The following is a 13,673-nucleotide window of genomic DNA, read 5'->3' as shown; positions in this document are numbered from 1 at the left end:
TTAATGTTAGTAAAGAATTTGCCTATTGATATGATTGATGAAGATTTAGAACAACCCAGATATAACTTTGATGACGAAAGTTTAATTGAATTAGCAAATAGTATTCAGGAAATTGGTCTTCTTAATCCTATAAAAGTCAGGGCTTTAAATAATAACAGATATAAAATCATTTTTGGAAATAGAAGGTATAAAGCATTTTGTCAATTAAAACTTACGGATATACCGTGTATTATTTCCGAAGACATGGATGAACTAAGTATTTATTTAGAGCAACTTGCTGAGAATATACAGCGTGAAAGTTTTTCTCCTGTAGAAGAGGCCGAGGCTTTTCACAAACTTTTAAATGAAGAATACAAAATCTCAACAAAGTTCCTTTCAACTAAGCTGGGAAAAACAGAAACTTATATTCGTACAAAACTTGAACTTTTAAAATTCAGTAAAGATGTGCGCTCACTAATAAAAAGTGGTAAAGAGTCTGTTTCAGGCCGATTAACAGAGGATCAGTTGCTTCCTTTAAAAGATGTAGCGTTTGAATTTCGTGATGCATTGGCAATGAAAGTAGCCGGTTCTCAAATGCCTCCAAAAGATGTAAAGAGAATAGCAACAATGTTTAAAGATACTGATATTAAAAATGAAACCAAGGACAACTTGATTAGAAATGGTGGAGAGGAATTACTTCGTGCCTGGTCTGTTTATGATGAAGAAAAGCGGCTACCAAAAAAATCTTTCGAAAAGCCAAAGATTGCTGATTCTCAATCAAGACAAGAAGAATTGATACCATTTGAAATTACAGCAATTGAACAAAAAGTCCAAGAGCTGATTTCTCGTATACCTTCCTATCGCCCACTTTCCACAGATACAATCTTCTCACATGAGCGCATCACTCTTGATAATAAGGTGGATTTTCAAAGACAACTTAACCTCTTGATTGAAAACTTAGAGAAGCATCTTTCTGAATTCAGAAAAGTCCGCGACATTTGCATGAAAAATTCTATAAAAGTGATAAAATAGTGATCTACCATCTAATACTCAGGCTCATAATTTTGTATGGAGTAGGACTATACAATAATATCGCTGCCCTAAGATAAGTAATTTCACTAAAGAAAGGTGGATCTAATTTAGTCGATTCACCTTTTTTATTAATCAAAATTTCTTGGAAATAGTAGAATATATTTTTAGAGTTGTTTGGCAGTTATGTGTGAAAAATTAGTATTCCTGTTCAGGTAATTTTTAAGATATCCTCTATTTCCACCCATTCTGATTGATCCCTCATAGTTCTCACTTCAATTCCATACAGATGATAATCCACTGTCATTACGATACCATGAAGTACTCTATCATAATTTGGTTTAAATACCTTTAACCATATTGGACTATGCTCTTCAATAGACTTATTTATAGCACTTTTAAACACTTGTAATTGAATACTAGTAAGTTGAGGTTTTGTGCGTAGTACAATATTTTCTTTATCTGATAATTTCTCATCGAGTTTTCTAATCATTCATTCTCCTCCTGGTAATTTATACAGTAAGTCCAGCAAACCATATTACTATTAAGTTATTGTAGAAACTATAAAGGAACGTATGTTTGTATTATATATATTTATAATTCTTTTAGCAATAATTAACTTACTAAGCATTAATTCATATCTAAATCAAAGGAATAGTTAAAATTAATATATGATACCTGACATCTATAGGCGTGCTTCTCGAAAACAACAAAGACTGCAACTCAACAACGAGTATACAGTCTTTGTCTTAGCATAACGACCGTGGTTTCCAGTATACTTCTCTACACTTTAAGGAGATGCTCGACAAGGCGAAACTGACGCAAAGCATGTCCCGAGTGGGTTGCTGTATTGATAACGGACCCATGGAATCCTTCTGAGGGACACTCAAATGTGAAAGGTACTCTACTTGCATACCTACCAATCCTTTAAAGAGCTCCAACAAGACATTGATAATAATTACATACACTTTTACAATTACGAACGGATACAGACAAAACTAAACGGCCTCAGTCCCAATGAATTCAGGACTAAGGTCGCTTAAAATACTTATTTTATACTGTCTACTTGACCGGGTGCAGTTCAGGACAGCCCAGCCCTTGTGGATTTCCGATTTTGCATTGCTTGAATGACAGCAAATCTTGTGCAGCTTAAGCTTTTTTCTTCCAACGGGTATATGCGGCTATGATAGTCTCTGCGTTGAGATATTCAGCGGCTGACACCAGACAATCTGCCTGCCGGAGCGTTTGGGCTGAACCGATGCCAACAGCGAACATCCCGGCCCGCTTGATCGCTTCAATGCCAGCAGCAGCATCCTCTACCCCGATGCAGAGCTCACAAGGAACCTTCAGATAATCTGCGGCATTCGTAAAAGTCTCCGGGTCCGGCTTGCCGTACCTGATGCGGCCTGCATCGACTACATAGTCAAATGTGCTCTCCAGTCCCAGGCGCTCTAACACGAACGGGGCGTTCCGGCTTGCCGAACCGACAGCCAGCTTCATGCCCGCCGCCCGCAACTCCTGGAGCAGTGCAGCTATGCCAGGCAAAATATCGCTTGGCGTGATGGAGGCGATCAATGCGGTATAATGCGCATTTTTCTGGGCTGCCAGAAGCTCCATTTCCTCTGCTGTCAGCACCGGAGGAACAGGCGCCGCCGCAAGAATCCGCTCCAGCGACTGCAGGCGGCTGACTCCCTTTAGCTGCTCATTCAACGCTTTGTCCACTTCTATTCCCAGCTCCGCGCCGAGCTGCTTCCACGCCAGGTAGTGGAATTCCGCAGTATCTGTGAGAACGCCGTCCAGATCAAAGATGACCGCTTGGGGAAAAGTGCTCAAGAGGAAACCACTCCCTGCCGCAGCCAATTTACGCTAAGGTTAAACCACTCGGAGAGATGCAAATGCTGTACCTGCTCTGCGGACTTGACCGTTTCATCGCCAAGCGACATGCCATGTGGCCCCTTTTCGAACATATGCAATTCACAGGGCACCTTATTGCGGAATAACGCCTCCGCCAGACCGAATAAATCCGTCGGCAGGATCACTGTATCTTCATAAGTCCCCCAAATAAACGTGCGGGGCAGCTCCGGATGAATTTTGTGCAGCAAATTTAACGATGCTTTCTCCTCATCCGTCAAATTCTCTTTGCCCATCAGGATTTCACGAATGCTTGGCCCTCTCATATCCGGCATCAGTCCCTTTTCCATCAGTTCAATGACAAAATCGGGGGTCTTCTCCGAACGTGGCTCCAGGGTAACTGCCGGATAGCCAAGCAGCAGCTGATTGGGCTTGATCTGGGCAGCGTTCAAGCCTGTACTGTCGGTAAGAAGGGGATGTTTATAATAAATCCCAAGACTAAGCGCAAGATTGCCGCCTGCGGAAAAGCCGATTACTGAAATATTGTCCTTGTCCACGAGCCATTCTTCCGCATGTTCCCGAATGAAAGCCATGGCATAGGCCAGCTCGAGCAGAGCAGCGGGAAACGGATTGTCGATTTTCACAGAATAACTCAGAACAAAGGCATGATACCCCATTCGAGCATAAGCCAGTGCCACCGGTTCTCCTTCATTTTGCGAAATAACTGTATATCCGCCGCCAGGGCAGATCAGAACAGCCGGACGGACTATGTTTTTTCGGTCGAATTCACCGTCTTCCTGGATGTAGGTTGTAAGTGTGGCTGCAGAGTTATCCAACAGCCGGATTGTTTGATGAATCATGGGTATACCCCTTCCTATAATCTTGTATCCCATTTGCCGCAAAACGGATCAATCGGGTTCTTGCCTGTAAACTGTGACCGCCCCATCAATTTGGCAAGCAGCTGCGGCAGCGTATAATCGTTGACTCCATAAGTATTAATGTAGGTCTTGACCCGTGGGACATCAAGAAGATGATACGGATTCTCTGTAGAAATAAACAACGTCGGAATGGAGTTAATATAATTTGGAACATTGATTCCCATCGGGTTAAGCCACTCGATCCGGACAGTTGTCTGATTGGACTTGGTTGCCAGATTACATAAATAAAGGATAATATCATAGCTTTCTTTCATTTCTGTAAAAGAGCTCTGCAATCCCTCATAGACGCCCGCTGGCTCAAAGCGTGTTACTTTGAACCCCTCACTCTCCAGCATCGGGATAAAGGCTGTAGCCAGTCCGTGCGTCTTGCTGTAGCCCAGTGCATTAGCCTCGCTTTCGATGTCATAGAGCAGCACACGCGGATAACGTTCGGGTGATAACGGAAGCACGCCGGCTTCCTCTTTAACAAGCGTTATAGACCGATCTGCCACAGTTCTGGCCGTCTCCAAATGACTTTCATGTCTCAGCACTCCGGAGGACTCAGCAAGCACCGGAACATTCTCCCGCTCATGCAGTCTGAGCGAAGCCTTGAGCCCCAGAATGCGCAGGACTGCATCGTCCAGTCTGCCGGGAGAGAGCAACCCCGCTTCCAGGCCTTCCTTCATGAATCTTACATCCTCTTCCAGGTTTTTGGTGAACAGAAACATATCGCAGCCGCTTTCAATCGCCCGGGGGACCAACTCATTTCGCGGCATCGGGATGTTCATTCCCGCCATCGTGGTCGCATCGGTAATAATCAGCCCGTTGAAGCCAAGACGTTTCCGCAACAGCCCGTCCAGAAGCTCACTTGCCAGAGATGCCGGTAGGATCTCCTCATCCCGAAGGGACGGATTTAGCAGTTTGGAATATCCGGGAAGGGCAATATGGCCAACCATTACCGTCTTAACTCCTTCTTCGATTAAGTGGCTGTACACCACTCCATAGGTATCGTCCCACGCTTCAGGTGTTAGGGAATTCACGGAGGTCACAAGATGCTGATCCCGCTCATCCACGCCGTCGCCGGGAAAATGCTTCACCGAAGCGGCCATTCCATGTTCTTGGCAGCCCTTCACATAGGCAGCTCCCATCTCCATCACCGTTTGGGGACTGCTTCCGAAAGTCCGGGTATTCGTGATCGGATTACGGAAGTTATAGTCAATGTCGATTACAGGCGCAAAGGCGTAATTAGCCCCTACGCTGCCGCCTTCTAGGGCGCATATTTTGCCCAATTGATAGGCCAGGTCATTGCTCCCGGTTGCAGCAATAGCCATATTCGAACCAATTTTGGTACCATCCGTGGTAATTCCTTGCCCACCTGCCTCCAAGTTGGCGGCAATCAGCAGCGGAATCCGAGCAGATCTCTGCAGGGTGGTTACAGCGGCTACCACTTCTTCTTTGGCCATCGAGCGGCACATCAGCCCTCCAATACCGGTCTCTTGGGCTACACCCTTCAGAAAAGACTCATCCTGCTTGTAGCCGACCATGAAGAACAGCTGTCCGATCTTTTCCTGCACCGACATTTGCCCGAAGGCGCCTTGCACCCATTTCAAATCTTCTTCACTCAAGTAAAACGGTTTCTCTCTCAACTGCTTGATATCCATTCTCCCACTCCTATCCTTGCTGCAGTTGCCGTCCTAGCTCTAAGCCTCAGAACGTGCACTGAATCGTTTGAAAAATGTGCGTATTTTCTCCTGGTTAGAGGTATATCCCATGAATGCCACGATGAACACACCCAGGTTGACGGTCTGCATGGAGCTGTCGATCCCCAGAATAACCATGCCATAGGATAAGGCATTCATTCCCAGCGCACCGGCGAAAATACCGAGTGGAATATTCGAGAAACGCGCCAAATAAAGTCCTACCAGCACCGGCCCCATCGAAGAAAACATCAACGAGGTGGAGCTCAGGTTGTTCGCGGGGGACACCAATACTGTAGAGGCATTGATGACAGCAGCTACCCCGAGCAACACGCCGACGGTCAAATAAGTAATCATGATATTCTTCTTCTCTTTCACGCCCATATTGACTGCCAGACGGGGATTTGCTGCAAGGGAACGCGTATCAAAGCCGAATCGGGTCCGGCCGAGCAGGAAGTAGAACAGCACCATAATGACCGCCAGCACCATATATATCCACGGTGACCGGGCAAATACCGTCAGCTCTGGATGCATATATAGCTGCGTCCCGGACCCGCCGTAGACTACACCTGACAACGCTTCGTACACCATGACTACACCAAGTGAAACAATGATGGTTGGAACCCGGATTACGAGATACAAAACGCCTTCCAGCAGGCTGAGTACCACCGCAATTCCCGCCGTCATTATCAGCAGGGCCAACGGTCCTGCATTCAGATTAATGGCCAGATTGCTGCCAACGATACCGGACAGGATAATGATGATCCCCGGCGCGAAATCCCATCGGGCTCCCGATAAGGGCAAGGCGATGGCATACGCAATAATCGTGGAAAGCACGCTGCTTCTGATCATTCTGTCAAAAGCCCCCGATGTTGCAAAACCCGAACGGTCCATCATGACGGTAACCAGCAAAATAATTGCATATATCAATACAGGGAACAAAAAAGTTCTCAGCAATCCCCAAGCTCCCTTGATCATAAGCTTCTTCATGTGCTCACTCCGTTACATTGGGGCGGGCAAGCCCATTCCCCGGTTCTATTCATTTCTGGCTGCTTGAATCTCCGACAAGGTTCGGCTGGTTAATGTCTGCAGCGATTCCCAGGTCGCAGATTCGTTGAAGCTTAGCATAACTTCCTTCAATTCGTCAGCGGTAACCGAACCTTCCGATTTATCACCAGGAATCACATATTTGGTGAAACTTTTGGCCTCTTCTACAGAGCTCAGTGTTACATAATTGACCTTTCCATTAAGTTGCCAGTCCGAATAAACCTTTCCGTTGATACGGTCGTACAATTGGGCAAAGGCGTTGGCCAAAATTTGTGTATAGTTATTTGTTCCGGCCATCAGGATATTGCCATTCTGAAGACCTGCTGTCGTAGAATTGTTGTATCCCAACGCAAGCAACCGGATTCCGGGAGTAGAGCTGTTAAGAATAGCCGGATAGACAAAATCCATACCAGAACCTAGACCAAAGATCGTATCTACCTCCGGATGCCCCGAGATGATTTTGGTTACCGCATCACTGGCATTTTCCGGTGCAAAGGAATGATATTCTGTCGGATAAATGACAGCCTCTTGGTTCACATCCAGTTCCTTCATCTTCCCGGTCATGCCGGAGATGATTGCCGGTGCGTCCCGGAAGGCAAACTCAGGAAACGAGGTAACCCCGATATTTCTAGCGCCCGCGCTGTAAGCCTTCTCTGCGTAGATAGCTCCCAGATCTGCCGGATTGTCCCCGAATTGCTTGATTCCTCCGACCAGGTAGTCGCTCTTTACACTTCCATCCACATCACCAAGCATTACCATGTAATACACACCGGCTTCTTCTGACAAGCTCACGCTTTGTTCGAGAGCGGTGTCATAACCGCTTATGATGCCTTTAACCCCGGAGGCAAGCAGGTTCTCCAGACCTTTGATATGGTCCTCCTCACTTGAACCCACAGTTGCATAGTTAAACTTCACATTGAAGTTATTTTCCAGGTAGGCACCGTAAGATTTGATCTCCTGGCCTTGGATATCCGTATAATTGTACAGCATAACCCCAATATTGACTGGTTTCTTCTCATTGCCGCCTGCATTATTAGCTTTGTCCCCACAGCCGGTCATAACGATCCCGATGAGCAGCATCAGCGTAATCAGAATAGCAGCCAGTTTTCTTTTTCTCATTGTCTATCCCTCTTTTTATATGAATTTTTTGTACATTAGCGGGGCATAACCTCGGTAGAGGGCCGCTTGAGCAGCAGAAACACCACCAGCAGGAACACGATCCCCTTAACCAAAGAAACCACTTCCGTAGCCACTCCCACCATGACCAACCCGTTATTTAGCAAAATGTAAGTAATGCTGCCGACAATCGCCGAGCTCATCTTCGCCTTGCTGCCGCCATTCAGCGACAATCCGCCCAATATCAGAGCCACAATGACATCCATCTCCATACCTGATCCCGTGTTCTCGCTGATCACCGTGGAGCGGGCCAAAGATAAAATCGATGCGAAGCCTATCAGCACACCCGCCAAGGCATAGCCGGTGATCTTGGTTTTTTTGACCTGGACTCCGCTTTGCATAGCCGCCAATGGGTTATCGCCAACCGCTCGGCTCTGCTTGCCAATCTTCGTGTAATGAAACAACACAATTCCGATAAGTCCGACCACCGTAAGAAAAATCAGAATAAATGGAATGCTTCTGCCCAGCAGCTTCAGCTGTTCCGCATCCATGACGCCAAGCTTCTCGGTAGCTGTGGATACGTTATAGGTCACCAGCCCTCTAGCGATAAACATAATCGAAAGGGAGGAAATGACAGGCATCAGTCCGAACTGTATGGCAATTAAAACATTCAGCAAATAACAAATGACAGACACGGCAACAGCAGCCAGAATGCCTGCCGCAAGCGGAGCACCGGCATTCAGTGTATACACCGCCGCCATGGAACTCAGCGCCATGACAGCGCCTACCGAAATATCCATTCCTCCATGGGAAAAAATAAAGACCATGCCCACTGAAATTGTGAATAGAACGGCAAGCTGCTTGATAATCGTCCGAAGATTGAAGCCAGATAGCAGGTCTCCGCCGGTCAGTATGGCGAAGACCACAATTACAAGCGCCAAGCCTGCATATTGAATGAGGGTATTTTTATTTTTTTTCAGAAATCCGGCAATGCCCGGGAATTCTCCCACGCTCCTGCGGTTTCCTTTTGTAGCCGTATTGCCCTGTTCCATTAAGTTTCCCGCCTTTACTCTAAATCATATGCTCAATCAGCATACCCTCACTAAGATCCTCCGACCGGGTGAACTCCTTGCTAATTCTTCCGTCCTTCATCATCAGAATCCGGTCGCTCATGCCGATCAGCTCCGGCAGTTCCTCGGAAATCATCAATATGGAATACCCTTCCCGCTTTAATGTATAGAGCAGCTGATACATGGTGGTTTTCACCCCAACGTCCACCCCGCGGGTAGGGCTGTCCAAGATCAGAACTTTGGAGTTGTTCCCAATCCATTTTCCGAAGGAAACCTTCTGCTTGTTCCCTCCGGACAATTCCCCGACATTCTGGTTCATGCCACTGGCTTTAATCTGCAAACCCTCCATCTGTCCCGTAGCGAAGCTTTTTTCCCGGCCGGGCAGGATCAGGCCGAACCTGGAAAGCTGGTCCAGCGCAGATAGCACCAGGTTGTCCTTAACGGACGCTTCCATAATTAACGTTTCCTTGTCTCTGTCTTTGGAAACATAACCGATTCTGCTAGCTATTGCCACTTGGATGCTGTTCAGCTTACGCGGAACCGCCGGAACGCCATCCTCCCGTTCTTCATAGACGATGACCTCCCCCTGCACAGGTTTCAGTCCTCCATACATTAATTTGCCCAGTTCATGCATTCCGCTTCCCGAGAGCCCGCCTATCCCCAAAATCTCTCCTTTATGCAGCTCTAAATCAATATCCCGCAGGACGGAAGCGCTGACATTATTGACGGAAATCAAGACCTGCTCGCTGTAAGAACCGTCATAGTCAGTCCGGTAATAATTCCCCTCAATGACCCTCCCTACCATCGATTGTTTGATATGATTTTCATTAAAATCCTGTTTCTCAATGGTTGTAATCAGATTACCGTCCCGCATTACCGTGAGCACATCGCAGACTTCCATCAATTCGGGAAGATCGTGGGAAATAAACAATACGGCCTTATTTTGGTCTCTAAGCCTGCGCATCATTTGATGGATCAGAACTCTGCCTTCATGCGATAAAGCGGTTGTAGTCTCATCGACAATAAACAATGTGGGATCATAATATAAGGCTCTGGCGATTTCGGTCAGTTTCCGTTGTTCAAACCCAAGCGTATACATGGGTCTGGTCACATCCAGTTCGTGCAGGCCGATCAGCCCCAGCGCGTGTTTGGCCTCCCGGTTCATCCGCTGACGGTTAATGAATCCACGCTTAGCAAACCGCTTCTCTTCGCCAAGAAACATATTCTCTGCGATCGACAGCTCAGGAATGGTGCCTGTCTCCTGCACGATCATTGAAATTTTATGCTCTCTGGCATCGAGTGTGCTTTTGGGGCGGTAGAGAGCACCCGCAATCCGCATTTCTCCACCCGTAGCAGGCAATAAGCCGCTCATCATCGCCGAGATGGTTGATTTTCCTGATCCGTTCTCTCCGATGAGTCCCCGGATTTCACCGAGCCTAATATTCATGCTCACCTGATTAACAGCAGTCACATCATTAAATTTCTTACTTATATTCCGGGTCTCCAGAAATACTTGCCTTTCCATATCCAACATTCCTTTTGCCATAGGTTATCACTTACCTCCCACTGCTATATCGTAACATTTGCCACAACCAATCTTAACTGTTCATATTAACTAGATTAGGGCAGATTTTTAACCTATAATAAGATCATTAGCGCTATCTTCATTAAATTTTAAAGAATGAGATTAAATATTTGCATATTGTTTCAACCTTCAAGATTAAATATTCGCCTATTGAAAGGGGTACACCTATGGAATTTCGTCATGAAGTCATTAGTTTTCCCAAACAGCTCCCCATCAAATTCTTCCTCCACCGCATCGGACAGGTCAACCGCCACTGGCATCAATCGCTGGAGCTCATTATTAATATCAAAGGAAGCGTACACATTACCGTCAACAACCAGAGTTATGAACTTGGAGCCGGTGATATTATTCTGATTAATTCCAATGAGGTTCATGAGCTCCATGCCGAGGATGCCACCATGATTGCACTGCAAATCAAACTAGAACTGCTGAAAGAAGTCTCGTCGGATATCCAGAAAATGTACTACGACTGCAACTCGGCCCGTTCCGGCCACCCCGACCGATTCAAACATTTGAAACGGATCGTTGCCCAAATCTTGAAGTACAATATCTATCCCGATGAATATATCGATCTCAAAAACATTTCACTTGTGTACGAACTGATCTATGAGCTAGGTTCTAATTTCAGCACTGACGGCAAGGACATTAACAGCTACTCCCAGGAGAATCTGGACCGGCTCAGCCGGATTCTGGATTATGTCAACAGTAGATACAGTGACCCCGTCTCTCTGCAAAATATGGCCAAAACCGAATATTTGTCCGTGCCCTATTTGTCAAAATACTTCAAACGAAACATGGGAATGTCCTTCAGTGACTACTTGAAAGATATCCGGTTACATCATGCGGTAAATGATCTGCTCAACGAGTCGTTGACAATAGACAAGGTAGCAGCGCAAAACGGCTTCCCCAATGTCCGGTCATTTGTTGTAGCTTTCACCGAGAAATACGGAGAGCTACCCAGTGCTTGGAGAAAGAAGCATGCGGGTGAAATTCTGGGAAGTATCGAAGCGACCAAGGAAAAATCCGTGAATTACTACCAGGACGAGCCTTTGTCTTATTATGAGGATATTAAGGCGTTCATCGAAAGCAATCTGGAGTCCACCCCCGTTGACCTGCCGCAGCGGATAGGCAGTAGCAGAACTTCTTTGATAAAAGTTCCTGCCGCTGCTTCCGGGACAGTGCTTGAGCATCATTTTAAGAACTTTATTGGGGTAAGCCGGGCCAAGGAGGTGCTGTTGGCCGACGTGCAGCAGGCGCTGCGGATTGCCCAGTCGGAAATTGGGTTCAAGTATATTAAGATGCACAGCCTGCTGGATGATGACATGATGGTATACAATGAAGACGCTGAGGGTAAGCCTATCTATAATTTCCAGTTTATTGAGAGGGTGTTTGACTTTCTGCTCTCCGTACGGCTGAAGCCGCTGGTACAGTTCTCCTTCATGCCTAAGAAACTCGCCAGTAATCTGGAGAAGACCGTTTTTTACAATCAAATCAATACCAGTCCGCCAAAGAGCATGGACAAATGGAACCAGCTGATCAGGACACTTACCCTGCATCTGATCCAGCGTTACGGTCTGGAGGAAGTAAGAAGCTGGCTGTTCTGTGTCTGGAATGAGCCCAGTTCTTCCAATCTATTGTTTGGATTCAGCCATGATGACATTTTTAATCAGCTGTACCAGAACACCTATAGAACCGTGAAGCAAATCGATTCTGCAATCCCCTTCGGGGGACCCGCCGCCTTCTCGACCTATAACAAAAATGAAGACTGGCTGTTCCAGTTCCTTAATTTCAGTAGAGAACAGGGCTGCACGCCTGATTTCATTACGATTCATTACTACGATATAGACTTATGGAATTATAACGGTCAGGATAACCAGTTAAATCTAAGCCCGGTAAGCCACTCCTTCTCTGAATTTATTGACCGGCTGAAGCTGAGGCTGCATGAATCACGGTTCGGGTCCCTTCCTGTGTATCTGACAGAGTGGAATTCGACTGTCTCCCATAAAGACCTGATGAGCGATACCTGCTTCAAATCAGCATATATTGTCAAAAACCTAACCGAGAATTATGACCGCCTTGATGCCTTCGGTTATTGGCTGCTGACCGATCTCCATGAGGAGAATCTCCTGCCGCAACAGTTATTCCACGGAGGACTCGGCCTCTTTACCCATAACAATATCAAAAAACCGTCCTATCACGCCTTTTCCTTCCTTAACAAGCTGGGAAATGAGCGGATTACGGGCGGCGAAGGATATTTCATTACCAGATCAAGCACCGGCTTTCAGATTCTGCTGCACAATTATCACCATTATGATGAAGTTTACGCCAAAGGCGTTTCCATCAGCATTTCCTACCATGAACGCTACTCCCATTTTCCGGCGAAATCGCGCAAGGAATTCAATTTCGAACTGGTACCTGCCAGCGGCACATATGACCTTGTAGAGCATGTGGTGAACCAGCAGTTCGGAAGTGCATTTGACAATGAAAACAGTATTGGGGGAGGGATGGAGCATAGAGCCGATGAAATCAATTATCTGCGCAGTATCTCCATACCTAAACTCAGCAAATCACGTGTACGCGTTTCCGGCGCACTGCCGATCCAAGCTATTCTGGAGCCTTTTGAGATCCGCCTGATTGAAATTATTAAGCGGTCTGGGGAATAGCAGAAGCACAAAAGGAGAAAAATGAACAAAATCACCCTGCGGGTGAATGGGCTTACTAGCCAGCGCTTATTTGTCCGCTGGCTCCTTTTTTCTCACCAAGGTTCCATTACAAGACAGACAGAAAAACTCTGGGAATTTTCCGGGTTTTAGCCCATACAAACACTCGCCCACTATAAAGTCAGTCACAGGATCTAACTCCCCACACTCGACACAGACATAGTCAATCCATACCTCCGGCTCTTCTTCTCCCCACGGCTCCCATAGATCCCAATTGCTTGTTTTATCCGGCTTGGTCTCTTCGCCTTTTCCCATCTTTCCTTATCCCCCATTTCTTTTGGTTTGCGTATTCCCGCTCTTCGTCATAATAATAAATCCGCCCATATTCTGCATGCCAAATGACCACAAGCAACATCCGGTGCTTGCAGCAGGAACAAATCCGCGGGTCTTGACAATAACTCTCCAGCATTCGCTCACGGTCTCTTCGTCATAATAATAAATCCGGCCATATTCTGCATGCCAAATGACCACAAGCAACATCCGGTGCTTGCAGCAGGAACAAATCCGCGGGTCTTGACAATAACTCTCCAGCATTCGCTCACGGTACCTCTTCTTCTTCCGTTCTTTGGCTGGAAAGATCATCTCGATTTGTTTATGTACCATGAACCGCCACACAGATTTATGACCTTCTGCGACTCTTTGTTTTTTCCACGGCTATATAG

Annotated in this window: 12 protein-coding genes and 1 pseudogene; 3 read left to right on the top strand and 10 right to left on the bottom strand. The window is 46.4% G+C overall.

Annotation, left to right across the window (positions count from 1 at the left end; translation table 11 throughout):
* The first annotated feature begins 3 nt into the window (after positions 1-3).
* Positions 4-1,011, top strand: a complete 1,008-nt coding sequence (locus tag QW71_RS03335) for a ParB/RepB/Spo0J family partition protein (RefSeq protein WP_039293259.1) — start codon at positions 4-6, stop codon at positions 1,009-1,011.
* 208 nt (positions 1,012-1,219) lie between these two features.
* Here the strand turns inward: QW71_RS03335 and QW71_RS03330 are convergent, their stop codons facing one another.
* A complete protein-coding gene (locus QW71_RS03330) occupies positions 1,220-1,501 on the bottom strand; it encodes a YolD-like family protein (RefSeq protein ID WP_039293257.1) in 282 nt (93 codons plus the stop codon).
* 260 nt (positions 1,502-1,761) lie between these two features.
* Here QW71_RS03330 and QW71_RS41155 point away from each other — a divergent pair.
* Positions 1,762-2,051: pseudogene (locus QW71_RS41155) on the top strand (transposase); the annotation flags it as partial.
* 106 nt (positions 2,052-2,157) lie between these two features.
* Here QW71_RS41155 and pgmB read toward each other — a convergent pair.
* From pgmB to QW71_RS03295, 7 genes are read right to left on the bottom strand one after another with little or no spacing between them, the layout of a single operon-like run.
* A complete protein-coding gene (pgmB, locus tag QW71_RS03325) occupies positions 2,158-2,841 on the bottom strand; it encodes a beta-phosphoglucomutase (RefSeq protein WP_039293255.1) in 684 nt (227 codons plus the stop codon).
* Positions 2,838-3,719, bottom strand: a complete 882-nt coding sequence (locus QW71_RS37715; protein ID WP_052769863.1) for an alpha/beta hydrolase — start codon at positions 3,717-3,719, stop codon at positions 2,838-2,840. The genes pgmB and QW71_RS37715 overlap by 4 nt, the downstream gene beginning before the upstream one ends.
* Positions 3,720-3,733: 14 nt before the next feature.
* Positions 3,734-5,437 (bottom strand): glycoside hydrolase family 3 protein, encoded by a 1,704-nt coding sequence (locus tag QW71_RS03315; RefSeq protein ID WP_152679682.1) that lies wholly within the window; start codon positions 5,435-5,437, stop codon positions 3,734-3,736.
* 39 nt (positions 5,438-5,476) lie between these two features.
* Positions 5,477-6,463: an ABC transporter permease gene (locus QW71_RS03310; protein WP_039293253.1), complete on the bottom strand. Its 987-nt coding sequence runs from the start codon at positions 6,461-6,463 to the stop codon at positions 5,477-5,479.
* A 45-nt stretch (positions 6,464-6,508) separates the two neighbouring features.
* Positions 6,509-7,639, bottom strand: a complete 1,131-nt coding sequence (locus tag QW71_RS03305; RefSeq protein ID WP_039293250.1) for a sugar ABC transporter substrate-binding protein — start codon at positions 7,637-7,639, stop codon at positions 6,509-6,511.
* Between the two features lie 35 nt (positions 7,640-7,674).
* Positions 7,675-8,688 carry an ABC transporter permease gene (locus QW71_RS03300; protein ID WP_039293247.1) on the bottom strand — a complete coding sequence of 338 codons (1,014 nt, stop codon included), beginning with the start codon at positions 8,686-8,688 and terminating at the stop codon, positions 7,675-7,677.
* A gap of 19 nt (positions 8,689-8,707) precedes the next feature.
* Entirely contained in the window at positions 8,708-10,231 is a 1,524-nt protein-coding gene (locus QW71_RS03295) for a sugar ABC transporter ATP-binding protein (RefSeq protein WP_039293541.1), read from the bottom strand.
* A 227-nt stretch (positions 10,232-10,458) separates the two neighbouring features.
* On the opposite strand from QW71_RS03295, the gene QW71_RS03290 reads away from it, so the two are divergent.
* Entirely contained in the window at positions 10,459-12,954 is a 2,496-nt protein-coding gene (locus QW71_RS03290; protein ID WP_039293245.1) for a helix-turn-helix domain-containing protein, read from the top strand.
* A 66-nt stretch (positions 12,955-13,020) separates the two neighbouring features.
* Here QW71_RS03290 and QW71_RS03285 read toward each other — a convergent pair whose 3' ends face one another.
* Complete coding sequence (locus QW71_RS03285; RefSeq protein WP_039293242.1) at positions 13,021-13,266, bottom strand: hypothetical protein; 246 nt, start codon at positions 13,264-13,266, stop codon at positions 13,021-13,023.
* Positions 13,267-13,272: 6 nt separating this feature from the next.
* Positions 13,273-13,614 (bottom strand): hypothetical protein, encoded by a 342-nt coding sequence (locus tag QW71_RS03280; protein ID WP_152679681.1) that lies wholly within the window; start codon positions 13,612-13,614, stop codon positions 13,273-13,275.
* Positions 13,615-13,673: the final 59 nt, after the last annotated feature.

Source organism: Paenibacillus sp. IHB B 3415, assembly GCF_000802655.2.
GTDB classification, from domain to species: Bacteria; Bacillota; Bacilli; order Paenibacillales; family Paenibacillaceae; genus Paenibacillus_AQ; species Paenibacillus_AQ phytohabitans.
This window is presented reverse-complemented; position numbering and strand designations above follow the sequence as displayed.

What these genes read in the sequence shown, in the direction of transcription:
- QW71_RS03335 (WP_039293259.1), top strand. Translation starts at nt 4, where the DNA reads ATGTTAGTAAAGAATTTGCCTATTGATATGATTGATGAAGATTTAGAA.
- QW71_RS03330 (WP_039293257.1), bottom strand. Translation starts at nt 1,501, where the DNA reads ATGATTAGAAAACTCGATGAGAAATTATCAGATAAAGAAAATATTGTA.
- QW71_RS37715 (WP_052769863.1), bottom strand. Translation starts at nt 3,719, where the DNA reads ATGATTCATCAAACAATCCGGCTGTTGGATAACTCTGCAGCCACACTT.
- QW71_RS03315 (WP_152679682.1), bottom strand. Translation starts at nt 5,437, where the DNA reads ATGGATATCAAGCAGTTGAGAGAGAAACCGTTTTACTTGAGTGAAGAA.
- QW71_RS03310 (WP_039293253.1), bottom strand. Translation starts at nt 6,463, where the DNA reads ATGAAGAAGCTTATGATCAAGGGAGCTTGGGGATTGCTGAGAACTTTT.
- QW71_RS03305 (WP_039293250.1), bottom strand. Translation starts at nt 7,639, where the DNA reads ATGAGAAAAAGAAAACTGGCTGCTATTCTGATTACGCTGATGCTGCTC.
- QW71_RS03300 (WP_039293247.1), bottom strand. Translation starts at nt 8,688, where the DNA reads ATGGAACAGGGCAATACGGCTACAAAAGGAAACCGCAGGAGCGTGGGA.
- QW71_RS03295 (WP_039293541.1), bottom strand. Translation starts at nt 10,231, where the DNA reads ATGGAAAGGCAAGTATTTCTGGAGACCCGGAATATAAGTAAGAAATTT.
- QW71_RS03290 (WP_039293245.1), top strand. Translation starts at nt 10,459, where the DNA reads ATGGAATTTCGTCATGAAGTCATTAGTTTTCCCAAACAGCTCCCCATC.
- QW71_RS03285 (WP_039293242.1), bottom strand. Translation starts at nt 13,266, where the DNA reads ATGGGAAAAGGCGAAGAGACCAAGCCGGATAAAACAAGCAATTGGGAT.
- QW71_RS03280 (WP_152679681.1), bottom strand. Translation starts at nt 13,614, where the DNA reads ATGGTACATAAACAAATCGAGATGATCTTTCCAGCCAAAGAACGGAAG.